This is a genomic window from Microbacterium sp. 4R-513 (assembly GCF_011046485.1).
Lineage (GTDB): Bacteria > Actinomycetota > Actinomycetes > Actinomycetales > Microbacteriaceae > Microbacterium.
The window spans coordinates 3,231,718-3,255,138 of record NZ_CP049256.1 but is presented as its reverse complement, the minus strand read 5'-3'; the positions used below and the strand labels follow the sequence as shown (position 1 = coordinate 3,255,138).

The 23,421-nt window shown below is 69.9% G+C and carries 18 protein-coding genes and 2 pseudogenes; 5 read left to right on the top strand and 15 right to left on the bottom strand.

Going from position 1 to position 23,421, the window contains the following annotated elements:
• Window positions 1-19: 19 nt before the first annotated feature.
• From G5T42_RS14325 to G5T42_RS14310, 4 genes are read right to left on the bottom strand one after another with little or no spacing between them, the layout of a single operon-like run.
• A complete protein-coding gene (locus tag G5T42_RS14325) occupies window positions 20-346 on the bottom strand; it encodes a YciI family protein (RefSeq protein WP_206535652.1) in 327 nt (108 codons plus the stop codon).
• Entirely contained in the window at window positions 343-2,670 is a 2,328-nt protein-coding gene (gene ligA, locus G5T42_RS14320) for an NAD-dependent DNA ligase LigA (RefSeq protein ID WP_165129471.1), read from the bottom strand. The genes G5T42_RS14325 and ligA overlap by 4 nt, the downstream gene beginning before the upstream one ends.
• A 29-nt stretch (window positions 2,671-2,699) precedes the next feature.
• Complete coding sequence (gene mnmA / locus G5T42_RS14315) at window positions 2,700-3,797, bottom strand: tRNA 2-thiouridine(34) synthase MnmA (RefSeq protein WP_165129470.1); 1,098 nt, start codon at window positions 3,795-3,797, stop codon at window positions 2,700-2,702.
• Window positions 3,798-3,806: 9 nt separating this feature from the next.
• Window positions 3,807-4,997 carry a cysteine desulfurase family protein gene (locus G5T42_RS14310; RefSeq protein ID WP_165129469.1) on the bottom strand — a complete coding sequence of 397 codons (1,191 nt, stop codon included), beginning with the start codon at window positions 4,995-4,997 and terminating at the stop codon, window positions 3,807-3,809.
• A 59-nt stretch (window positions 4,998-5,056) separates the two neighbouring features.
• Here G5T42_RS14310 and glgX point away from each other — a divergent pair, with 59 nt between their 5' ends.
• From glgX to glgB, 3 genes are all read left to right on the top strand, one after another.
• Window positions 5,057-7,141, top strand: coding sequence for a glycogen debranching protein GlgX (glgX, locus tag G5T42_RS14305; RefSeq protein ID WP_165129468.1), 2,085 nt, complete (start codon window positions 5,057-5,059; stop codon window positions 7,139-7,141).
• 176 nt (window positions 7,142-7,317) lie between these two features.
• Window positions 7,318-9,291, top strand: a complete 1,974-nt coding sequence (locus tag G5T42_RS14300) for an alpha-1,4-glucan--maltose-1-phosphate maltosyltransferase (protein ID WP_241246080.1) — start codon at window positions 7,318-7,320, stop codon at window positions 9,289-9,291.
• Window positions 9,288-11,468, top strand: a complete 2,181-nt coding sequence (glgB, locus tag G5T42_RS14295; RefSeq protein ID WP_165129466.1) for a 1,4-alpha-glucan branching protein GlgB — start codon at window positions 9,288-9,290, stop codon at window positions 11,466-11,468. Before G5T42_RS14300 ends, glgB begins: the two co-directional genes overlap by 4 nt.
• Before the next feature lie 113 nt (window positions 11,469-11,581).
• Here the strand turns inward: glgB and G5T42_RS14290 are convergent.
• A pseudogene (locus G5T42_RS14290) lies at window positions 11,582-12,536 on the bottom strand (tetratricopeptide repeat protein).
• Window positions 12,533-14,443: a glycosyl transferase gene (locus G5T42_RS14285; protein WP_165129465.1), complete on the bottom strand. Its 1,911-nt coding sequence runs from the start codon at window positions 14,441-14,443 to the stop codon at window positions 12,533-12,535. The pseudogene G5T42_RS14290 and the gene G5T42_RS14285 overlap by 4 nt, the downstream one beginning before the upstream one ends.
• A 163-nt stretch (window positions 14,444-14,606) precedes the next feature.
• Between G5T42_RS14285 and G5T42_RS14280 the strand changes: the two genes are divergently transcribed.
• The gene (locus tag G5T42_RS14280; protein WP_165129464.1) at window positions 14,607-15,662 is read left to right on the top strand and encodes an AI-2E family transporter; all 1,056 of its coding nucleotides are present in this window, start codon (window positions 14,607-14,609) and stop codon (window positions 15,660-15,662) included.
• A 19-nt stretch (window positions 15,663-15,681) separates the two neighbouring features.
• Here the strand turns inward: G5T42_RS14280 and G5T42_RS14275 are convergent.
• The 9 genes and pseudogenes from G5T42_RS14275 to rpsB form a co-directional block, all read right to left on the bottom strand.
• A pseudogene (locus G5T42_RS14275) lies at window positions 15,682-16,405 on the bottom strand (alpha/beta fold hydrolase).
• Between the two features lies 1 nt (window position 16,406).
• On the bottom strand, window positions 16,407-16,691 hold the full coding sequence (locus tag G5T42_RS17795; protein ID WP_165129463.1) for a hypothetical protein: 285 nt from the start codon (window positions 16,689-16,691) through the stop codon (window positions 16,407-16,409).
• Window positions 16,692-16,695: 4 nt separating this feature from the next.
• Complete coding sequence (locus G5T42_RS14265) at window positions 16,696-17,439, bottom strand: lytic transglycosylase domain-containing protein (RefSeq protein ID WP_241245840.1); 744 nt, start codon at window positions 17,437-17,439, stop codon at window positions 16,696-16,698.
• A gap of 119 nt (window positions 17,440-17,558) precedes the next feature.
• The gene (locus G5T42_RS14260) at window positions 17,559-18,143 is read right to left on the bottom strand and encodes a DivIVA domain-containing protein (protein ID WP_165129462.1); all 585 of its coding nucleotides are present in this window, start codon (window positions 18,141-18,143) and stop codon (window positions 17,559-17,561) included.
• Window positions 18,143-19,222: a phosphatidate cytidylyltransferase gene (locus G5T42_RS14255; RefSeq protein ID WP_165129461.1), complete on the bottom strand. Its 1,080-nt coding sequence runs from the start codon at window positions 19,220-19,222 to the stop codon at window positions 18,143-18,145. Before G5T42_RS14255 ends, G5T42_RS14260 begins: the two co-directional genes overlap by 1 nt.
• Before the next feature lie 7 nt (window positions 19,223-19,229).
• Window positions 19,230-19,784: a ribosome recycling factor gene (gene frr / locus G5T42_RS14250; RefSeq protein ID WP_165129460.1), complete on the bottom strand. Its 555-nt coding sequence runs from the start codon at window positions 19,782-19,784 to the stop codon at window positions 19,230-19,232.
• 52 nt (window positions 19,785-19,836) lie between these two features.
• On the bottom strand, window positions 19,837-20,556 hold the full coding sequence (gene pyrH / locus G5T42_RS14245; protein ID WP_165129459.1) for a UMP kinase: 720 nt from the start codon (window positions 20,554-20,556) through the stop codon (window positions 19,837-19,839).
• Between the two features lie 83 nt (window positions 20,557-20,639).
• Window positions 20,640-21,467 carry a translation elongation factor Ts gene (gene tsf / locus G5T42_RS14240; RefSeq protein ID WP_165129458.1) on the bottom strand — a complete coding sequence of 276 codons (828 nt, stop codon included), beginning with the start codon at window positions 21,465-21,467 and terminating at the stop codon, window positions 20,640-20,642.
• Window positions 21,468-21,562: 95 nt separating this feature from the next.
• On the bottom strand, window positions 21,563-22,513 hold the full coding sequence (gene rpsB, locus G5T42_RS14235) for a 30S ribosomal protein S2 (protein ID WP_165129457.1): 951 nt from the start codon (window positions 22,511-22,513) through the stop codon (window positions 21,563-21,565).
• Window positions 22,514-22,863: 350 nt separating this feature from the next.
• Here rpsB and G5T42_RS14230 point away from each other — a divergent pair, with 350 nt between their 5' ends.
• The gene (locus G5T42_RS14230; protein ID WP_206535651.1) at window positions 22,864-23,388 is read left to right on the top strand and encodes a M23 family metallopeptidase; all 525 of its coding nucleotides are present in this window, start codon (window positions 22,864-22,866) and stop codon (window positions 23,386-23,388) included.
• Window positions 23,389-23,421 lie beyond the last annotated feature (33 nt).

Here is a 23,421-nt window from a genome sequence, read left to right as displayed (position 1 = left end):
ACACTCGAAGGGGACGGTGTCAACCGAGCCCGTCACGCGCGACGGCCACCCGGTATGGGTGCAGGGTCGCCGCGAAGAGACCGCCGGCGACGGCGGGGTCGGCGTCGGTGACGGCCTGGGCCGCCTCCCGGTCAGGTGCCTCGAAGATGACGATGCCGAAGGTGCCGACGTCCTCCTGCGTGCGTCCCGCCAGGATCAGGATGCCTCGTTCCTCGAGTGCGAGGAGGTACTCGAAATGGGCCGAGGCCAGCGCTGCCTCTTCGTCTGTCGGCGACACCGTCATCTCGGGCCGTGTCGGCACGATCCGGTAGAGCCACTGCGCGTCCACGGCCATCGCGTCGATCACCCCGCGTCGGATGGGACGCCGTCGAGGGCGTTCGGTCCCTGCTCGACGAGGATGCGGAACTGCGCCGCGTCGATGATCCGCACACCGAGCTCTTCGGCCTTTGCGAGCTTGGAGCCGGCGCCTGGCCCCGCGGCCACGAAGTCGGTCTTCTTGGAGACGCTGGACGCCGCCTTGCCGCCGGCCTTGATGATCGCCTCCTGTGCCCCCTCGCGCGAATAGCCCTCGAGCGACCCCGTCGCGACGACCGTGAGCCCCTCGAGGACGCCGCCGGTGACAGTGGCCGCGCCCGGGCCGGGATGGCCCGGGGTCGCGAGCCGCGCACCCGCCGCCTCCCACCGATCGACGATCTCGCGGTGCCAGTCCACCTCGAACCAGTCGATGAGCGCATCGGCGATGATCCCGCCGACGCCCTCGACCGCCGCCAGCTCGTCGCGGGAGGCGGCCCGGATCGCGGCGAGCGATCCGAACCATTGCGCGAGGGCCCGTGCCGCGACCGGACCGACGTGCCGGATGCTCAGCGCCACGAGGAACCGCCACAAATCCTTCGTCTTGGCCTTCTCGAGCTCGTCGATGAGGGTCACGGCCTGCGCCGACGGCTGCGGCCCGGTGAGGCCCTCCTTCTTCTCAGCCGCACTCGGGTTGCGGCGGAAGGGCGCACGACGGACGATCTCTCCCGTCTTCTCGTCGACCTTCACCTCGCCGGTCTCGGCGTCGCGCACGACGACCTCGATCGGCACGAGTTCGTCGAGGGTGAGCTCGAACAGCCCGGCCTCGGTCGCGAGGGGCGGGACGTCGGGGACGGAGGGCTGAGTGAGAGCGGCCGCCGTGACCTCGCCGAGGGCCTCGATGTCGAGTGCGCCCCGCGATCCGATGTGCTCGACACGGCCCCGCACCTGTGCGGGACACGAACGCGTGTTGGGGCACCGCAGATCGACGTCGCCCTCCTTCGCCGGAGCGAGCGGGGACCCGCACTCCGGGCACTCTGCGGGCATGACGAATTCGCGTTCGGTGCCGTCCCGGAGCTCGACGACGGGCCCCAGCACCTCGGGGATGACGTCGCCGGCCTTGCGCAGGACGACGGTGTCGCCGATCAGGACTCCCTTCACCCGGACGACGTCCTGGTTGTGCAGGGTCGCCTGCCGAACGACACTGCCCGCGACCCGCGCCGGCGCCATGACGGCGAACGGCGTCGCGCGCCCCGTACGGCCGACCGAGACGACGATGTCGAGGAGCTTCGTGTTGACCTGCTCGGGTGGGTACTTGTAGGCGATAGCCCATCGGGGCGCACGACTCGTCGCGCCGAGCTCGTCGTGGAGGGCGAGCTCGTCCACCTTCACGACGATCCCGTCGATCTCGTGCTCGACGTCATGCCGGTGGTCGCCGTAGTGCGCGACGAAGTCGATGACGCCGTCGATCGTCTCGGTCGTCCGGAAGTAGGGACTCGTCGGCAGGCCCCACTCCTTCAGGAGCGCGTACACCTCGCTCTGCGACGCGACCGGCGGATTGTGCCATGCGCCGATGCCGTGCACGAACAGACGCAGCGATGCGACGCGCGCCTCGCCCGCCTCGAGCTCCAGTCCGTCCTTCTTCTCGAGCTGCTGGCGGAGGCCCCCGCTCGCGGCGTTCCGCGGGTTGGCGAAGGCCGGGAAACGCCGGTCGGCCGACCGGCGCGCCCGCTCCTCATCGGCGCCGCGCCGGCGCGACTCCTCGAAGACGCGCTCGCGCAGCCGTGCCTGCAGGGCGTTGAGCTCGTCGAACGCCGCCACGGGGATGAAGACCTCGCCTCGCACCTCTACGAGCGCGGGATGCCCCGTGCCTGCGAGGCGCTGCGGGATCCCGGCCACGCGGAGGGCGTTGACCGTGACGTCCTCACCGACCCGGCCGTCGCCGCGGGTCGCCGCAGACGTCAGAACGCCGTTCTCGTACCGCAGGCTGATCGCGAGGCCGTCGATCTTCAGCTCGGTGAGCCACCGCACCTGGCGGCCCGCGGCATCCTGCGCCTTGCGGCACCAATCACGCAGCTCGCTCTCGCTGAAGACGTTGTCGAGGCTCAGCATGCGCTCGGCATGCTCGACCGGTGCGAAGAGCGTCGAGGTCGCCGCCCCCACGCTCTGCGTGGGCGAGTCCTGCGTCTGCAGCTCGGGGTGGAGGCGCTCGAGCTCTTCGAGCCGGCGGATCCAGCCGTCGTACGTCGCGTCGTCGACGATCTCGGCGTCGCGCCCGTAGTAGGCGTCGCGGGCACCGATGATCCGGTCGGTGAGGCCCTGCGCCTCGATGCGCGCTTCGTCGAGCGGAAGGTCTGCGGTGAGCTCGGGGTCCGTCACTCCGCCAGTCTAGGGACGGCCTCGGACGCTCACACCGGGGCTGCGACGGCCGAAACGGTGCGGTCGATCGTGAACTGCCCCACGACGCGCGTGCCGTCGTACAGCACCGCCGTCTGGCCGGGTGCGACCCCGTCGAAGGGCGTCTCGGGGCGCACCGTCAGAAGCCCTCCGGCGAGCGTCGCGGACGCCGGCACCGGATCGGCGTGCGCACGGATCTGCACGTCGCACGAGAACTCCGTCGCCTCGGGCGCGCGCCCCGACCAGGTATACCGCTCCCCCGCGATCTCGGCCGTCGCGAGCGCCTCCTTCGGGCCGACGACGACCGTGTTCGACACGGGGCGCACCTCGAGCACGAAGCGCGGCTTGCCGTCGGGTGCCGGCACGCCGAGCGAGAGCCCGCGTCGCTGACCGACCGTGTAGGCGTGGGCGCCGTCGTGCGAGCCGACGACCGCGCCGGATCGGTCGACGATGTCGCCCGATGCCGTGCCTACCTTCTCGGCGAGCCAGCCGCGCGTGTCGCCGTCGGGGATGAAGCAGATGTCATGGCTGTCGGGCTTCTGGGCGACGGTGAGCCCGCGCTCCGCCGCCTCCGCCCGCACGAGCGCCTTCGACGGCGTCGCCCCGAGCGGGAAGTAGGTGTGCGCGAGCTGCTCGGCCGTGAGGACGCCGAGGACGTACGACTGGTCCTTCGCGGCATCCGATGCCCGATGCAGCTCCAGCCCGTCCGCGCCTTGCACGAGCGTCGCGTAGTGCCCCGTGCAGACCGCGTCGAAGCCCAGCTCGACCGCGCGCTCCAGGAGCGCCGCGAACTTGATCTTCTCGTTGCAGCGCATGCACGGGTTGGGCGTGCGGCCTGCGCGGTACTCCTCGATGAAGTCCTCGATGACGTCGTCGCGGAAGCGCTCCGAGAAGTCCCAGACGTAGAACGGGATGCCGAGGCGGTCGGCCGCCCGGCGGGCGTCCATCGCGTCCTCGATGGTGCAGCAGCCCCGGCTGCCGGTCCGCAGCGTTCCTCCCGCGCGCGAGAGGGCGAGGTGGACGCCGACGACGTCGTGCCCGGCGTCGACCGCGCGCGCGGCGGCGACGGCGGAGTCCACTCCGCCGCTCATGGCCGCCAGGATGCGCATCCGTCCAGTCTACGAGCGGGCGCCTGAGGGAGTCCCGGATGCCGCGGCCCGCGCCCGCTCGACAGCGGCGGGCAGAGCCGCGAGCACGGCGTCGACGTCCGCGTCGGTCGATGTGCGGCCGAGCGTCAGTCGAAGGACCTGGCGGGCCTCGGCATCCGTCCTCCCGAGCGCCAGGACGACGTGCGACGGCTCGGGAACGCCCGCCTGACACGCAGACCCCGTCGAGACCGAGATCCCGGCCTGGTCAAGGAGGAACAGCAGCGTCTCGCCGCTCGCGCCGGGGAAGAGCACATGTGCGTTTCCCGGCAGCCGCTGCACGGGGTCGCCCAGCGCCTCGGCGCCCGGCACGGTCGAGAGGATGACGTGCACGAGCCGGTCCCGCAGCGCCGCGAGCCGCGCGGCCTCGGACTCGCGCTCGGCGACCGCGAGCTCGGCCGCGACGGCGAAGGCCGCGGCGCCGGGCACGTCCTGCGTCCCGGCGCGGAGCCCGCGCTGCTGTCCTCCGCCGTGGATCATGGGCGCGATCGCCGCGTGGCGTGACACCACGAGCGCACCGACGCCGACGGGACCGCCGATCTTGTGCGCCGAGACGCTCATGGCGACGAGGCCCGTGGAGCCCGAGGCATCCCCCCGCCATTCCCGGAACGAGACGGGCACATGGCCGAACGCAGACACCGCGTCGAGGTGCAGAGGCACGGAGGCCGCCGCGGATGCCTCGGCCAGCCTCGCCGCGTCGTTGACCGTCCCCACCTCGTTGTTGGCGACGAGGGCCGTCGCGAGGGCCGCACCCTCGAGCGACACGCCGAACGCGCCGACGGGGATGGCGCCGGACGCTTCGAGCCGCACGGGTCGGAGCTCGGCGCCCTCGTGCCGCACGAGCCACTCGACCGCGTCCCCCGTCGCGTGGTGTTCGCCGTCCGGTAGGACCACCGCGTCGGTGCCGGGCCGCCGCGCCCACCACAGGCCCTTCACGGCGAGGTTGACGGCCTCGGTTCCGCCGGAGGTGAAGACCATCTCGATGGGGTCGCAGTCGACGGTCGCGGCGAGCCGCTCGCGGGCATCCTCGAGGAGGCGCCGGGCCGACTGTCCGGATCCGTGGATGGATGAGGCGTTGCCGAGAGACTCCGTCGCATCGAGCCAGGCACTGCGTGCCTCGGGCCGCAGCGGGGTGGTCGCCGCGTGATCCAGATAGACGGTCATCCGCTCACCCCCGTCCTGCAGTAGCACTCCTGACGCATCGCGTGATTACTCTAGATCGCATGTCCTCCACGGACTCCCTCGCAATCACGACCTCACCCGGCCTTCTCAGTGAAGCACTCGACGGGATGGGGGTGACGCTCACGCCCGCCGGCGGACGGCTCCGCGTGTGGTCCGACAGCGCCGACGGCGTCGAGCTCGTGCTCTTCGATGACACGGACCTCGACTGGATCACGCACACCGAGTCGCTCGACCCGGTGGGCCGCGGAGTGTGGGAGGTGACGACCCCGCTCCTTCACCCGGGCGCCCGCTATGCCCTGCGCGTCCAGGGTCCGCCGGGTGCGGGGAACATGTTCAATCCGCGCACGCTCCTGATCGATCCCTACGCCAAGGGACTGGTGTCGGGCGGCTACGGGGATTGGCGGTCCGCCGTCGTGGACGGCGCCTTCGACTGGGGCGGCGTTCCCAAGCCGGCCGTGCCGCTCGACCGCACGATCATCTACGAGGGGCACGTCAAGGGGCTCTCCAAGCGGCATCCCGGCGTCCCACCGGCCCTGCACGGGACGTACGCCGGGCTGGCGCATCCCGCGATGATCGAGCACTTCCTGTCGCTCGGCGTCACGACGATCGAGCTGCTTCCCGTGCACGCCTTCACCACCGAGCCCCGACTGCTGCAGCATCACCTGGCGAACTACTGGGGCTACAACTCGGTCAACTTCTTCGCCCCGCACGCGCCGTACGCGACCGACGCGAGCCGCGCACAGGGTCCCGAGGGAGTGCTCCGGGAGTTCAAGGGCATGGTCAGGCTCCTGCACGAAGCGGGCCTCGAGGTCGTCCTCGACGTCGTCTACAACCACACCTCAGAGGCAGAGATCGGCGGACCGCGGACGAGCCTGCGCGGCATCGACAACCGCCGCTACTACCGCCAGCACCCGGATGGCGCCTACATCGACGTGACCGGCTGCGGCAATTCGGTCGACACGTCGACAGATGCCGCGGCCCGCCTGGTGCTCGACTCGCTGCGGTACTGGGCGAATGACGTGCAGATCGACGGCTTCCGGTTCGATCTCGCCACGACGTTGGGGCGGGATGCCTCGCACGCCTTCACCCCCGACCACCCGCTGCTGCGCGCGATCCAGGAGGACCCTCAGCTCGCCGGTGTCAAGAAGATCGCGGAGCCGTGGGATGTGGGCATGGGCGGCTGGCAGACCGGGAACTTCGGCCCCGGCTGGCACGAGTGGAACGACCGCTACCGCGATCGCGTCCGCAACTTCTGGCTGAGCGACATCGACTACGCCCGACGGGCCTCGACTCCTCCGGTGGGGATCGGCGGGTTCGCGACGCGCCTCGCCGGCTCTGCGAACACCTTCAGCGCCGAGCGCGGCCCGCTCGCGAGCATCAATTTCGTGACGGCTCACGACGGCTTCACGCTTCGGGACCTCGTGTCGTACGACGTCAAGCACAACATGGGCAACGGCGAGCAGAACCGCGACGGCGCCGACACCAACCGCTCCTTCAACCACGGCGCAGAGGGACCGACCGACGACGAGACGATCCTCGCCACGCGCCGCAGGGCAATGCGCAACCTGATGGGGACTCTGCTGCTCTCGGCGGGCGTCCCGATGATCACCGCGGGCGACGAATTCGGCCGCACGCAGCGAGGCAACAACAACGCCTACTGCCACGACTCCCCTCTGACGTGGATGCCGTGGGACCACGCCCCCTGGCAGAAGGACCTCTTCGCGCACGTGCAGCGGCTCATCCGGCTCCGCCAGGCGAACCCCGCGCTGCGCCCCAGCCGCTTCGCCCGGCCCGATCAGCGCACGCCCTCGGCATCCGTCATGGAGTGGTACGACGAGCATGGCGAGACCATGTCGATCGAGCGATGGACCAACCCCGCGCACCGCACGCTCCAGTACGTCGCGACCTCCACGCCCGAGGTCGAGGAGTTCAACCGCATCCTTCTGATGGTCCACGGAACCGAGCGCCCGATCGACGTGACGCTGCCCGAGATCGAAGGCGTGACGCGGTACGTCTCGCTGTGGTCGAGCGCTGAGGAGACGCCCGGCGAGACCGAGCGGGGCTATCTGCCAGGCGAGATCGTGGCCCTCCCGGGCACGTCGATGCACCTGTTCCGCGCGGAATGATACGCCCTCTTCCGATCTGTCAAGGCTCGCTGTGCTGGTCCTTGGGGTCACGGTAGGTTCGGAACGTGGTCACGTCGAAGCGCGCCGCGCAACCCCGTCCGTGGCGGAGTGGATCCGCCCTTCCGCTCCGGCCCGCCACTTCGTGGCAGAAGGACTCGACAACCCTCACGGGGCGCATCCCGCTCGCGCTCCCCTCCCCCTCCACGCCGGGGGGACGCTTCCGCCCCAAGGCCTACGTGGGCGAGGTCGTGCCGTTCCGAACGACGGCATTCCGCGAGGGGCATGACCGCATCGGAGTCCACGTGCGGCTGTTCTCGCCGTCCGGTGACGAGTCCCTGCACCGCCTCCGTCCCCTCGACGACGGCTTCGACCGCTGGGCGACGCTCGTCGCACCGCTCGAGCAGGGCGTGTGGCGTTTCCGCTTCGAGGGCTTCGCCGATGAGTTCGCCACATGGGAGCACGCCGCCGAGGTCAAGATCGCGGCCGGTGTCGACGCACCGCTCATGCGCGAGATGGGCGCGCGCCTCTTCGAGCGAGCCGCACGCGAACGCGGTCGCCCCGCGGCCGAGAAGCGGACGCTGACGGATGCCGCGGCCCGCCTGCGCGAGGCATCCGTCGACGACGACGCCGCTCTCGAGATCGTCCGCGACCCGGTCATCGCCGAGTTCTTCGCCGCGCGGCCGCTGGCGTCCCTCGTGACGGTCGGTGACACGCAGGAGCTGCTCGTCGAGCGCGAGCGCGCCGGCGTGGGCGCCTGGTACGAGTTCTTCCCGCGGTCGGAGGGGGCCCGGCTCCTCAAGGACGGCACAGTCAAGAGCGGCACGTTCCGGACGGCCGCCAAGCGGCTCCCCGCCGTCGCGGCGATGGGCTTCGAGGTGCTCTACCTGCCGCCCATCCATCCGATCGGACGCCTCAACCGCAAGGGCCGCAACAACACACTCGACCCCCAGCCCGGCGACCCCGGCTCACCGTGGGCGATCGGCGCCGCCGAGGGCGGACACGACACCGTCCACCCCGACCTCGGCTCGCTCGCCGACTTCCGCGCGTTCGTGCGCTCGGCCCAGGCCGAGGGCATCGAGGTCGCGCTCGACCTCGCGCTCCAGGCGGCTCCCGACCACCCCTGGGTGACCGAGCACCCGGAGTGGTTCACCACGTTGCCCGACGGCTCGATCGCCTACGCCGAGAACCCGCCGAAGAAGTACCAGGACATCTACCCGGTCAACTTCGACAACGACCCCGAGGGCATCAAGGCCGAAGTGCTGCGCATCGTGCGGCACTGGGTCGCGCAGGGCGTCAAGATCTTCCGCGTCGACAACCCGCACACGAAGCCCCTGCAGTTCTGGGAGTGGCTCATCGCGACCGTCAATGCGGAGGACCCCGACGTCGTGTTCCTCGCCGAGGCCTTCACGCGTCCTGCCCCGATGCAGGGCCTCGCCATGGCCGGTTTCCAGCAGAGCTACTCGTACTTCACGTGGCGCAACACCAAGGAGGAGCTCGAGGAGTTCCTCGGCGCCGTCTCGAGCGAAACGGCCGACTTCATGCGCCCCAATCTCTTCGTCAACACGCCCGACATCCTCACGGAGTTCCTGCAGTTCGGCGGACGACCCGGGTACAAGATCCGTGCCGCCATCGCGGCGACCGCAGCCCCGCTGTACGGCGTGTACGCCGGCTACGAGCTCTACGAGAACGTCGCACGCCCGGGCTCCGAAGAGAACATCGACAACGAGAAGTACGAGTACAAGCTCCGCGACTGGGCTGCCGCCGAGGAATCCGGGGACTCCCTCGCGCCCTTCCTCACCAAGCTCAACGAAATCCGCCGCGAGCACCCGGCGCTCCGTCAGCTGCGGAACTTCAGCGCGCACTGGAGCGACGACGACGCGATCCTCGTCTACTCGAAGCACCTCGACGCGGCGCTGTCGCCGACCGGTCGCAACGACACGATCATCGTCGTCGTGAACGTCGATCCGCACTCTGTCCGCCAGACGATGATCCACCTCGACACACGGATCTGGGGCGTCGAACCCGGCGAGCCGTTCGAGGTCGAAGAACTCCTCACGGGGCAGCAGTGGACGTGGTCCGATCACGACTTCGTCCGGCTCGACGCATTCCATGAGCCCGTCCACATCCTGCACGTGAAGGAGTCGCGATGACCCAGATCGACGATCAGATCCTCGACACCGTCGCGACCGGCTCGTACCACGATCCGCACTCCGTGCTCGGGATCCACGCGGGCGTAGACGGCCAGGGGGCAAAGGAGTGGGTCGTGCGCGCGCGCCGCCCCCTCGCCCGCAGCGTGACGGCGGTCTTCACCGACGGCACGGAGGTGCCGCTGGAGCACATCCGCAACGGCATCTGGGAGGGCGCGCGGTCGGGCGACCCCGGCTCGTACCACCTCGTGACGACGTACGACGGCGCGCCCGACTACATCGCGGATGACCCCTACCGTCACGCGCCGGTCCTGGGCGAGCTCGACATCCACCTCATCCATGAGGGTCGTCACGAGCAGCTGTGGAACGTGCTCGGCGCGCACGTGCGCGAGCACGAGAGCACGTGGGGCACCTCGTTCGCGGTCTGGGCGCCGAATGCGCGCGCGGTCCGCGTCGTCGGCGACTTCAACAGCTGGGACGGCCAGGGCCACTCGATGCGCTCCATGGGGTCCAGCGGTGTGTGGGAGCTGTTCGTCCCCGCCCTCGGCCCCGGTGCGACCTACAAGTTCCAGATCCTCACGCGTCGCGGCGACTGGATCACCAAGGCCGACCCCGTCGCGCGTTTCGCTGAGGTGCCGCCGGCCACGGCATCCGTCGTCGTCCAGAGCTCGTACTCCTGGGGCGACGGGGACTGGATGACGCGCCGGGCCAAGACGCAGCAGGTGTCGCAGCCCATCTCGATCTACGAGCTGCACTTCGGGTCGTGGCGACCGGGTCTCGGATACCGGGATGCCGCGGACCAGCTCATCGAGTACGTGACCGCACAGGGCTTCACGCACGTCGAGTTCATGCCGCTCGCGGAGCACCCCTTCGGCGGCTCCTGGGGCTACCAGGTCACGGGCTACTACGCGCCGACGAGCCGCTTCGGACACCCCGACGATCTCAAGTACCTGATCGACCGCCTGCATCAGGCCGACATCGGCGTGATCATGGACTGGGTCCCCGGGCACTTCCCCAAGGACTCCTTCGCCCTCGCCCGCTTCGACGGCGAGGCGCTGTACGAGCATCCGGATCCCCGCCGCGGCGAGCACAAGGACTGGGGCACGTACATCTTCGACTACGGACGCCGCGAGGTGCGCAACTTCCTCGTCGCGAACGCCCTCTACTGGCTCGAGGAGTTCCACGTCGACGGTCTCCGGGTCGATGCGGTCGCGTCGATGCTGTACCTCGACTACTCGCGCGAAGAGGGCGAGTGGGTTCCGAACGTGCACGGCGGACGGGAGAACCTCGAGGCGATCTCGTTCCTGCAGGAGGTCAACGCGACGGCGTACAAGCGCTATCCCGGCATCGCGATGATCGCCGAGGAGTCCACGAGCTTCCCGGGCGTCACCGCGCCGACGAGCCGCGCGGGACTCGGGTTCGGGTTCAAGTGGAACATGGGCTGGATGAACGACTCGCTCCAGTACATCAAGCGCGACCCGATGTACCGGGCGCACCACGAGGGCGAGCTGTCGTTCTCGTTCGTCTACGCCTTCAGCGAGAACTACATCCTGCCGATCAGCCACGACGAGGTCGTGCACGGCAAGGGCAGCCTCTTCGGACGGATGCCGGGCGACCACTGGCAGAAGCTCGCGAACATGCGCGCGTACCTCGCGTATATGTGGGGCCACCCCGGCAAGCAGCTCCTGTTCATGGGCCAGGAGTTCGGCCAGATGTCGGAGTGGTCCGAGTCGCGCGCGCTGGACTGGTGGCTTCTCGACCAGCCCTCCCACGCCCAGCTGCACTCCTTCGTCGGCGTGCTCAACCGCGTCTATCGCGCGCACTCCGCGCTGTGGGCCCGTGACAGCGACGGCGCGGCGTTCTCGCGTCTCGGCGCGCCGACGTGGAACCCCAACGTGATCGCGTTCTCACGGCGCGACTGGCACGGCAACACGGTGGTCGTCGTCGCGAACTTCTCGGGCGTCCCCGTCTACGACTTCGAGCTCGACATGCCCGAGACAGGCGTCTGGCACGAGGTGCTCAACACCGATGCGAGCGAGTACGGCGGATCGGGCGTCGGGAACCTCGGCGTCGTGAATGCGAACGACGACAAGCGCGCGACGATGATCCTGCCGCCCCTCGGGGTGCTCTACCTCCGGCACGACCCGGAAGCGCACATCCCCTCGCCGACGCGAGGCTGAGAGCGCAGAGACTTCACGACGAAGGGGGACGGATGCCGCGGCATCCGTCCCCCTTCGTCGAGGCAAGGGGCGATGCGCCGTCTGGCCGGGGATTGACCGTATCCGTGAGCCGATCAGAAGAGCAGCGAGGCCAGGCGGCCCCGGGCGCGCACGACGCGGGCGTCGGCGTCGCCCACGACCCCGAAGAGCTCGAGCAGGCGCTCCCGGACGGGGGGCGCGCTCGTCGGTCGGCAGCGCGGCGAAGAGGTCGAGCAGACGCTCGAAGGCGTCTTCGACGTGGCCGCCCGCGAGGTCGAGGTCGGCCACGAGGAACTGCGCCTCGACGTCCGTCGGCGAAGCGGCGGCAGCGGCACGAGCCGTCTGCAGGTCGGCTCCGTCGATGCGGTCGAGGAGGCGGACCTGTCCCAGCCCCGCGCGGGCCTCTGCGTCGCGCGGGTTCTCGGCGAGCGCCTTCTCATACGCGGCGATCGCTCGGGCGTAGTCGCCCGCCTCGATGGCCTCGAACGCCTCGGCGTGCAGCGGCGGCAGGGGCGGCTCGACGGGCTCAGACGGCTCGTCGTCGCCGGCGGTCACCGCGAGACGCCCGCTCACGCCGTTCTGCGCGGCGACCTGCAGGAGCTGCGCGAAGACCTCGCGCACCTGTTGCTCCGGGACCGCACCGGTGAAGAGCGGGACGGGCTGACCGCCGACGAGCGCGACCACCATCGGGATCGACTGGGCGCGGAACGCCTGCGAGAGCTGGGGGTTGGCATCGACATCCACCTTCGCCAGCACGAGGCGACCGTCGAGCTCTTTGACGACCCGCTCGAGGATGGGGCTGAGCTGCTTGCACGGCCCGCACCACTCAGCCCACAGGTCTACGACGACCGGGACGGTGCGCGAGAGCTCGAGTGCCTCGCCGAACGTCTCGTCGGTCACGTCCATGACGAGCGACGGCACGGAACCCACGGGCTCACCGCCCGCGGGCGCGGCGCCATCCGGAGCCTGCGCGGGGGCGGCAGGGCGGTTGCGGAGAGCGGACAGGTCGACTGCGCCGCGCAGGACGGCGCCGGGAGCCGGATCGGTCACTTGATCACCTTCGCGTCGAGGATGTCGGAGGCGTAGCCGAGCAGCTGGATCTTCTCGGTCGAGCCCTGGCTCGGGACGTAGAAGAACAGCTGGTCGCTCCACGTCGTCGTGAACCCCGTGGCGGACTGGTCCACCCCCGCGAGCGTCTTCACGGTCGGGTTGTCGCCGACCTTGATGACGGCGTCCGCGTTGGTGGGCTTGACGGTGTCGGTCTCGGTGAGGCTCACGGCGACGATCGCGCCGCTCTCCAGCGTAGCGAGCGCCAGAGGGGCATCGGTCCCCGCGGCCGATTCGAACGTGAGGCTGCCGGTCTGCGCCCCCGTCGCGTTGAACTCGTCCAGCCGCTTCTGGCGGTCGGCGAGCACACCCGCGCGGAACTGGTCGCCCGCCTCGTCGAACATGCCGTAGAACTCGCTGTCCTCGCCCTTGTTGAGGATGTCGGCATAGGCGGCCGCGACCTGATCGGGCTGCATCACGAGGAACGGCGAGTCGGGCGCCACCCCCGTGGCTCCGATGTACGGCGGTGCGAGGTCGGGCAGCGTCGTCTCGGCCTCGAGGCTCGACATGTAGCTGAGCTTGTAATCCGACCACGCGTCCTGCTGCGTCATCATCATGATGTTGGCGGTCTTGTTGTCCTTGTCGGCAACGACGGCCATGACGGTGCGCGGCCACTCGTCCTTCGCCTGCGGCAGGAGCGGGAACACCGGCTTCGTCGGAATCGCAGGGGGCGACTTGAAGTCGGCGATAGCGCTGCGGAGCTTGTAGTTCGTGGAGCGCTCAGCGAGCATCGCGCCGTCCAGGCGCGTAGCTGCGAGCGTCGCATCGAGGTTGGCGTCGGCGTCGGCGACCGTCGCCGCGATGCGCGAGAGGATGCGCTCGGCCTGCGACTCGGTGACGGCCGGTGCCTGCTGGCCTTCGGGGACGATGACCGACTCGGTGGGGCTCGGGGTGGGCGTACCGGCCAGGTCGGGCCAGGCGTCCGAGGAGCAGCCCGTGAACAGGAGCGCCGAGACGGCGACGGCGGGGATGAGGATGAAGGCGCGCTTGCCTCCGCCGGCGAGGGCACGGCGCGTCGGCTTGCCCGAGCTGATGACGCCCTTGTCCGCGCCGGCGACGGCCAGATCGATCGGTTCGGTGACGGGCAGCGGCAGGCCCTTGCGGCGCGGGCCGCGCGAGCGGCGGACGTGACGGATGCCGAGGATGTACAGGAAGATCCCGAGAGCCATCAGGATGCCGCCGCCGACGATGAGCGGGCCCGCCCAGGGCGTCGAGTTCTCGATCGGCCAGGAGATGGAGAGGGCGCTCGGCGCGGGCTGCGTGCCATCCGTCGCGATCAGGACGCTCATCGTGTCGGGGAGCTGCAGGGGCGCCACCAGAAGGTCGTCCTGCTGGAACTCGTCGAGCCAGAGGTCCGAGCCGATCGGGCTGCGGCCGGAGCCCTCGCCGGCAGTGGCATCGCCGGCGGCGTCATCCGCAGCGGCAGCTTCTCCGGTGGCAGCCGCGTCGCCCGCGGCCGGGTCGGCGGGAGCAGTCGCGTCGGGGGAAGCGGCATCCGTCCCCTCTGTCGCGGTGTCGTCCGCCACGGCCGGCTCGACGAGCTCGGCCTCGGGGACGCCGTCGCCGTCGAGGGTGACGACGTTGTAGGTCGTGTCAGACAGCCAGGCCTTCATGTCGGCCGTGCGGCCGTAGGCGGCGAAGATCGTGCCGTCCCCCGTCGCGCGGAGGGTCTGGGCGCCGGGCATCGCATTGAGGACGGACCCGTCGATGAGGGTGTACGGAGCGTCCTCTTCGACCGAGATGGCGGTCGTCTGAGTCTTCGGTCCCTGGAAGACCGTACGCTGAGCGATTCCCGCCCCGATCATCACGGCCGCGAGCACGAATGCCGCGACGGCCCACACGAAACGCACGAAACTAACACCTTCCCAGGGCCCGCCAGAACGCGTGCGGGCCGCACATTCGACATTTCAGACTAGCGAAGACCACCTGAAAGACCCCAGGGAGGGTCGTTGACGGGCGCCGCCCCGCCACTCTCGTATCCTTGCGAGACGACATCCGTCCTCAGGAGGCCCCGTGAAGCTGCACAACCCGTTCCGCGTGGCGTTCGTCGCGACGCTGGGCGTCGGACTGGGCCTCCTGCTCATCACGAGCATCCAGTCGCTGTCGACCATCCTCTTGTACGTCGGGACCGCGCTGTTCCTGTCGCTGGGCCTCGACCCGGTCGTGGCGTGGCTCGAGCGGCGCAAGCTGCCCCGCTGGGCGGCTGTGCTCATCACGATCGTCGGTGTGCTCGCGGTGTTCGCCGGAATCATCCTCATGGTCCTGCCGATCATCTTCGACCAGGTGGGCCAGCTCGTCGCCGCCATCACGGACATCGTCGAGGGGGGCACGATCGTCGAAGACATGAAGGCGTGGCTGCAGGGCGTCTTCCCGCAGCTCAAGGTCGACGAGGTCTTCACCTACGCCCAGCAGTGGCTGCAGGACAACGTCGGCAACATCAGCGGCTCGATCGGCCAGGGCGTGCTCGCGCTCGGCGGTGCGCTCATCGCGGGCCTCACGGGTGCGTTCATCGTGCTGATCCTCACGATCTACTTCACCGCGTCGACGCCGGCGCTCAAGAAGTCGGTCTACCAGCTCGTCCCCGCCTCGAAGCGTCCCCGCTTCATCGACCTGTCCGAGCAGATCACCGACTCGGTCGGCTACTACGTCATCGGGCAGTTGAGCCTCGGTGCGATCAACGGCGTCCTGAGCGCCATCTTCTTGAGCATCATCGGCGCGCCGTTCCCCGCGGTCCTCGCCGTCATCGCGTTCTTCTTCTCGATCATCCCGCTCGTCGGAACCCTCACGGGCTCGACGATCATCGTGCTCTTCACGCTCGGCCTGGGCTCACCGACGACGGCGCTCATCGCGGCGATCTACTACCTCATCTACATGCAGATCGAGGCGTACGTGATCTCGCCCCGCATCATGAACCGCGCCGTCTCGGTGCCCGGCGCGGTCGTCGTGATCGCCGCCCTCGCGGGCGGTGCGCTCCTCGGCCTTCTCGGCGCCCTCGTCGCCATCCCGGTGGCGGCGAGCATCCTGATCATCTACCGGCAGGTCGTCATCCCGCGCCAGAACGAGCGGTGACGCCGCCCTGCAGGGAGTCCTACTCCCCCGCCGGCCCGTCCCACTCGTCGGGCAGCGGCAGCGCCTCGGGGTTCACGGCTGCCACGATCTCGGTGAGCACCCGACGCGTCTGGGACTCCCCCGACCCACAGGTGCTTTCCTCCCTCGACGGGGATGAGCACGGCGTGCGGAACAGCCGCGAAGCGATCGGCCGCGGCATCCGGTCGAAGGTAGTCGTCGAACTCCGGGATGATCGCGATCACCCGTCGAGGATCGTCGGCCCACGCCGAGACCTCGCCGGGAGTCGCGCGGTGCAGCGGCGGTGAAAGGAGGATGACGCCCTCGACGGCGTGATCGCGACCGTACTTCAGCGCGAGCTCCGTGCCGAACGACCAGCCGACGAGCCACGGGCGGGGAAGGCCGCGCTCCCGCACGAAGTCCATCGCGGCGGCCAGATCGAAAGCCTCGGCGCGGCCGCCGTCGAATGCGCCCTCGCTCGTCCCCCGCGGCGACGTCGTGCCGCGGGTGTTGAATCGCAGGACCGCCAGGTCGGCGAGGGCGGGAAGCCGTGCGGCCGCCTTCCGCAGGATGTGCGAGTCCATGAACCCGCCTGCCGTCGGCAGCGGATGCAGCGTGACCAGTGTGGCGACGGGATCCCGGTCGACCGGCAGGGCGAGTTCGCCGACGAGCGTCAGGCCGTCGAGCGTTTCGAGCTCGACGTCTTCGCGTCGAGCGGGTAGCAGTAGCGGTCCGCGGATCTCCACGTCAGCCGATCCTCCAACAGTGCGTGTGCCAGTGTCTGCGTGCGGCGAGATCGGCCTGATCGCCGAGCACTCCGTCGGCGCGCCACACGACGAGATGGGCCACCCCCGGATCGATCGTGCGTCCGCATCCCGGGCACGTGTAGGCCTTCACGGCCTGTGCGCCGCTGACCGGTTGAACCGTCCACTCGACCCCGCGGCGGAGCTCGCTGCGCTTCCATCCTGCCAGGAGCCGCTCGAACGAGCCGTCGCCTGATGGATCGGGCCGCCGCCGATTAGACCGCGGCATGGGATCAATACCAGCCGGTGCTCTGCGAGTGTCCCCACGCGCCGCAGGGGGTGCCGTAACGGCCGCCGATGTAGCCGAGGCCCCACGCGATCTGCGTCGCGGGGTTGGTCTCCCAGTCCGCGCCGGCCGAGCCCATCTTGCTGCCGGGGAGCGCTTGCGGGATGCCGTATGCCCCGCTCCCCCGGTTGTAGGCGTTGACCCTCCAGCCGGACTCCTTGTTCCACAGGGCCACGAGGCACGAGAACTGGTCGTCGCCCCACCCGCGCGCCCGCACCATGTCGTACGCGATGGCCTGCGCCGAGCCCGGGTCGGGCGAGACGAACGGCGGCGCCCATCCGGACGAGCCGGACTTCGCGGATTTGGTGGGAGTCGGTGTAGGTGTGGGCTTGGGGGTGACGTAGACCGAGTAGCCGCCCCGGTCGAAGGCCGCCGCTTGGGTCTCGCCGTCGGCCGATGCGAGCTCGAGGCTCTGGATGTCGCCGAGCCCGCTCGCGTAGAGCGTCACGGGGGCTGCTTCATCGGCGTTGGCGGCCATGAGCGCCGAGCCGGTGGGTCCGACGTAGGCGGCCACGAACCCGATGGCCGCGAGGGCTGCGAAGACACCCAGCACATTGCGCCGGCGCGACCAGCGCTGCTGCGGCGCGGCGGCGCGCCCGGGAGCCGTCGCGACTGCGGTTGCGGCGTTCGCCGCCTCCTGACGACGCATCCGTCGGGACGCCACGGGAATCATCTCGTTGCCGGAAGTCACAGTGCCCCCGAGTCTAGCCATTCACCCCGGGGGCTGCCATCCGCGGGCGGCGTGCGACGGTCCGTGTCGGACGACGGATGCCGCGGCCCCGCGCTCCGGACGAGCACCGCTCGCGAACCTCAGGCCACGGCGAGCATGACCTCGACGACGGCGTCGAGGACGGCATCCACCTGTGTCTCGCGATACCCGCCTCGCTGCATGCGGAAGGCGACGGCGCGCACCTGCTCGACCGTCACGTTGTCGCCCGTCTCGAGGTAGCGCGCGATCTTGTCGGCCACGAGGTCGACCTCGTCGAGGCGGTAGCCGTAGCGCATGATGCCCACGCGGTCGAACCGCTGTCCGCGGGGACGCGACAGACGGTCCAGGACCACCTGCGCCGTCTCCTTCGTGCGACCGACCCACTCGCGCGCGCCGGACCGGGTGACGACGGCCTGACGCTCCCGCGCGGCGAAGGCATCCTCGATGCGGCCGAGCGCGGCATCCACCGCGGAGATGACGTAGCCGCGCTTCACGAGCGGGAATGCCACGCGCCGCACGTCGGCCGCAGTCAGCGCGGTCTCGGGATCGGAAGGGTCGTCGAACGCGGCCTTCGCTCGGCGCAGGAAGGCGTCGACGGCGCGCTTCTCATACCCCTTCGTACGGCCCGATGCCTCGGGGAATGCCGCGACGGGCGAATCGGACGTTTCGGGGGGCGAGGAGGTCATCAGACTGCCAGGGGGGTCAGGAGGTAGTACAGCGCGAGCGCCGCCACGATGGACAGGAGGATCGAGTCGAGCCGGTCGAGGACGCCGCCGTGGCCGGGCAGCCACGAGCTCATGTCCTTGATGCCGAGGTCGCGCTTGATCATCGACTCGGCCAGGTCGCCCGCGGTGGCGGTCAGGAGGATGACGGCACCGAGGATGAGCCCGGCCCACCACGGGATGTGAAGCATGAACAAGCCCACGAGAAGGCCCGCGACGAGAGCCGCGAGAGCCGCGCCGGCGAAGCCCTCCCAGGTCTTCTTCGGGCTGATCCGGGGGGCCATGGGATGCCGCCCGAAGGCCAGCCCGGACGCGTAGGCGCCGGTGTCCGAGGCGACGGCGATGATGATGAAGCCCAGGACCCACCATTCGCCGCCGTCCTGGCGCAGGAGCACGACGCAGAGACTCGCCAGGAAGGCGACGTAGAGCTGGGCGAAGCCCGCCACGAGGACGTCCGCGAGGACGGCGCCGTACATCCGGCCGTCGTGGGACGCCATCTGCGCCAGCAGCCGCCAAACGATGACGAACGCCACGGCGACGAACGTCGTGACCCATTGCAGCCACGGATCGAGGAAGTAGCCGGCGAGCACGAGGACGACGCCGGCCCCGATCTGCGGCCAGACGTCCATCTTGCGGCCCACGCTGTTGAGCGCGCGCCCGAACTCGAAGAGCCCGAGCACGGTCGCGGCGAGGGCGAAGAACAGGAAGAGCCACTTCACGAAGACGAGCGAAGCGATGAGCACCGCGCCCATCGCGAGGCCGATGAGGCTCGCGAGGATGAGGTCTCGTCCTGTGCGCTGCTTGATGCGCTCGTTCGCCTCTTCGAATTCGGCGCGTGCGTGCGCGACCTGGTTCTCGAGTCCGTCGCGCGCCGCGCGGAACTGCTGCTGGAGCGCGGCGGACGAATCGTGCGGCTGCGCTTGCGGCTGGGGCCCGGTGGGCGGGACCTGGTCGCGCCTTACACGGGCCGCGTCGCGCCTGCTCTGCGGCGGATGCGACTCCGCGGGCGACGGCCCCGGCGCGTCGCCGGATGCGTCCGACATGGCTGTCTCAGACCTCGAGGAGTTCTGCCTCTTTGCGCTTGAGCGCCTCGTCGATGGCGTCGACGTGCGAACGCGTGAGGGCGTCGAGCTCCTTCTCGGCGCGGGCGAGCTCGTCTTCGCCGAACTCGCTCTTCAGGTCGTCGAGATCGTCCTTCGACTTGCGACGGATGCCGCGCACGTGCACCTTCGCGTCCTCGCCCTTCGACCGAACGATCTTGACGAACTCGCGCCGGCGCTCCTCGGTGAGCTCGGGAAGCGTCACGCGGACGATGTTGCCGTCGTTGGAGGGGTTGGCGCCGAGGTTCGGAGTGTCGCGGATCGCCTGCTCGATCGCCTTGAGCGCCGACTTGTCGTAGGGCGTCACGACGAGCGTGCGCGCCTCGGGGTTGTTGAGCGAAGCGAGCTGCGCCAGGGGGGTCGGCGTGCCGTAGTAGTCGACCAGGATCTTCTGGAAGAGCTGCGGGTTCGCACGACCCGTCCGGACGCTGGCGAAGTCGTCCTTCGCGGCCTCCACTGCGCGATCCATGCGCGTCGCGGCATCGGACAGAACGTCGGCGATCACAGTGACTCCCCTCGTGGGCTAGAAGATCACCAGTCTAGTCGGCAGGGCGTCGTCACACCGTGACGAGCGTGCCGATCGACTCACCCAGCAGGGCGCGCGTCACGTTGCCTGCCGGCTCCATGCCGAACACCCGCATGTCGATGCCGTTGTCCATGCAGAGGCTGAAGGCGGTCGAGTCGACGACCTTGAGCCCGCGCAGGAGGGCGTCGGAGTACGTGAGCTCGTCGATCCGGGTGGCCGAGGCATCCAGTCGCGGATCCGCCGTGTACACGCCGTCGACGCCGTTCTTCGCGACGAGGATCTCGTCGCACTTGGTCTCGAGCGCCCGCTGGGCGGCGACGGTGTCGGTCGAGAAGTAGGGCAGACCGGCGCCGGCGCCGAAGATGACGACGCGGCCCTTCTCCATGTGGCGCTCCGCACGGCGTGGGATGTACGGCTCCGCGACCTGGGTCATCGAGATCGCCGACTGCACGCGCGTGGCCGCGCCCGCCTGCTCGAGGAAGTCCTGAAGGGCCAGCGCGTTCATCACCGTGCCGAGCATGCCCATGTAATCGGCACGCCCGCGGTCCATCCCCCGCTGGCTGAGCTCTGCTCCGCGGAAGAAGTTGCCGCCTCCGACGACGACGGCGATCTCGACCCGGTCCACGGCCGCAGCGATCTCGCGGGCCATCTGGCTGACGACGTCGGGATTCACGCCGAGCTGGCCGGCGCCGAACGCCTCACCGGAGAGCTTCAGGAGGACGCGGCGGCGTCCGGTCGCTTCATCGATCACGTGGGATCCTCTCGTCGCGAATGCAGACTATCGAAAGCATGGGAAAGGCCCGCATCGAATTCGATGCGGGCCTTCCGAGGTCGTTACGCGCCGACCTTGAAACGTGCGAAGTCGGTGAGGGTCAGACCGGCGTCCTTCGCGACCTGGGCGACGGACAGCTTGTTGTCCTTCGCGTAGTCCTGGTCGAGCAGCGAGACCTGCTTGAAGAAGGCGTTGACGCGGCCCTCGACGATCTTCGGGAGGGCGGCCTCCGGCTTGCCCTCGTTGCGCGAGATCTCGGTCACGATCTGACGCTCCTTCTCGACCTCGTCGGCCGGGACGTCGTCACGCGTGAGGTACGTGGGGTTCGCGAACGAGATGTGCTGCGCGAGGCTGCGAGCCGTCTCGGCGTCGTCGCCCGTGTAGGCGAGCACGACGCCGACCTGCGGCGGCAGGTCCTTGCTGGTCTTGTGCAGGTAGATCTCGAACTTGTCGCCCGAGAGCGTGCGCACGCGACGCAGTTCGACCTTCTCGCCGATGATGGCGGCCTCGTCGGAGATGAGCTCCGCGACGGTCTGGTCGCCCGCGGGCGCGGCGAGGGCGGCCTCGGCGGAGTCGGCGCCGGCAGTGGCGGCGGCCTCGAGCACCTTGTCGGCCAGCGCGATGAAGCGCTCGTTCTTGGCGACGAAGTCGGTCTCGGTGTTGAGCTCGAGGATCGTGACCTTGCCGTCGAACTCCTTCGCGGCGATCAGGCCCTCGCTCGTCGAGCGGTCGGCACGCTTGGCGTTGCCCTTGGCGCCCTTGAGGCGCAGGATCTCGACAGCCTTCTCGAGGTCGCCGTCGGCCTCCTCGAGAGCCTTCTTGGTGTCGACCATGCCGGTGCCCAGCTGCTCGCGCAGCGACTCGATGTCGGCGATCGTGAAGTTTGCCATGTGTGGCGGCTCCTTGCTTGTGGAGAGTTCTCGTGGGATGCCTCGGCGGGGCCGCTCTGCGACCCCGCCGAAGCGTAGCTGATGAAGGGGAACCGTCAGGCGTCGGCGCCCGGGGCCTCGACGACGTCGGCGACCTCCGCCTCGACGGCGTCGGCCTCAGCCTCGGCGTCGACCGCGACGGGCGCGGCGGCGAGGGCCTCGTCGTGCGCGGCGGCACCGGCCGCGTCCGCCTCGGTCTCGGTCGCGGCGATCGAGACGTCAGCGGCGCCGGAGACGGTGGTCTCCGAGCCCTGCTCGAGGAGCTCGCGCTCCCAGTCGGCGAGGGGCTCGGCGTCGGCCGACTCGTCCGTCGGCTGGTGACGCTGGATGAGGCCCTCGGCGGCGGCGTCGGCGATGATGCGCGTGAGCAGGCTCACCGAGCGGATCGCGTCGTCGTTGCCGGGGATCGGGTACTGGAACTCGTCCGGGTCGGCGTTGGTGTCGAGGATGCCGATGACGGGGATGCCGAGCTTCTTGGCCTCGTCGATGGCGAGGTGCTCGCGCTTGGCGTCGATGACCCAGATCGCCGACGGCGTCTTCTGGAGGTTGCGGATTCCGCCGAGCGACTTGTGCAGCTTGTCGAGCTCGCGCTTCTTGAGGAGGAGCTCCTTCTTGGTGAAGCCGCTCGCCGCGGGGTCGTCGAAGTTGAGCTCCTCGAGCTCCTTCATGCGCGCGAGGCGCTTCGACACCGTCTGGAAGTTGGTGAGGAGGCCACCGAGCCAGCGCTGGTTGACGTAGGGCTGGCCGACGCGGGTCGCCTGCTCGGCGAGGACTTCCTGCGCCTGCTTCTTCGTGCCGACGAAGAGGATCGTGCCGCCGTGCGCGACAGTCTCCTTGACGAACTCGTACGCCTTGTCGATGTACGTCAGCGACTGCTGAAGGTCGATGATGTGGATGCCGCTGCGCTCCGTGAGGATGAAGCGCTTGACTTTCGGGTTCCACCGGCGGGTCTGGTGCCCGAAGTGCACGCCGCTGTCGAGCAGCTGGCGAATCGTGACGACGGCCATGGCCGTTCTCCTGTTCTGGCGCTCGCGCGCCTCTTGCGGTTGTCTCGCGCCGAACCGATGGGCCGGCGAGCCTGGTGCCCGGCACACGCCCACCCGGAGCGTTTTCGCTCGGGACCGTTGGGAGTGGATGCCACGCCGCGTCCTTGATGGCGGGAAGCCGTCGAGGGGTGCAGCGCTCTGGGCACGCGGAGTCACCCCGACGAGCGGGGTGCTCCACCAGTGTATCAGGAGGTGACGTCGCCCAGCGGCGCGCGGGCAGCCGGTCCTCCCCAGTCGCCGAGCGGCATCGCGGCATCCACCGACCCGTTCGGCAGGCGTGCGTGCGGACGCCCTCCGGGGACGATGAACGGATGCCGCGACGCCGTCCTCTCCGCCGTCCGCTCCGCGTCGCGGGCGCTGCCGTCATCATCACGACGGCAGCGGTCATGGGATCGCCGGCCTCCGCGGCGGGGCCCGAGCTGTCCGACGGAGGCTGGGTGTGGCCGGTCTCCCCCTTCCGGGTCGTCGAGCCGTACGTGCAGCCGGCGCATCGCTACGCTCCGGGGCACCGCGGCATCGACATCGAGCCGACGGACGGCTTCGAGATCGTCGCGCCCGCCGACGGGACCATCGCATTCGCCGGAGCGGTCGCCGATCGCTCGCTGCTGACGATCGACCACGGCGGCGGCCTCGTGACGACCTTGGAACCCGTCATGTCGGAACTGCAGCCGGGCACCGGCGTGGTGCGGGGGCAGCCGATCGGTGCGATCGGACTCGGGGGTCATACGCCCCCCGGCGCTCTGCACTTCGGCGTGCGGCTCGACGGCGAGTACATCAATCCGCTGCTGCTGCTGGGCGGCATCCCGCGGGCCGTGCTCCTCCCCTGCTGCGGATAGCGCCGCGATGCACGCCGTCCGTCGGCGCACGGC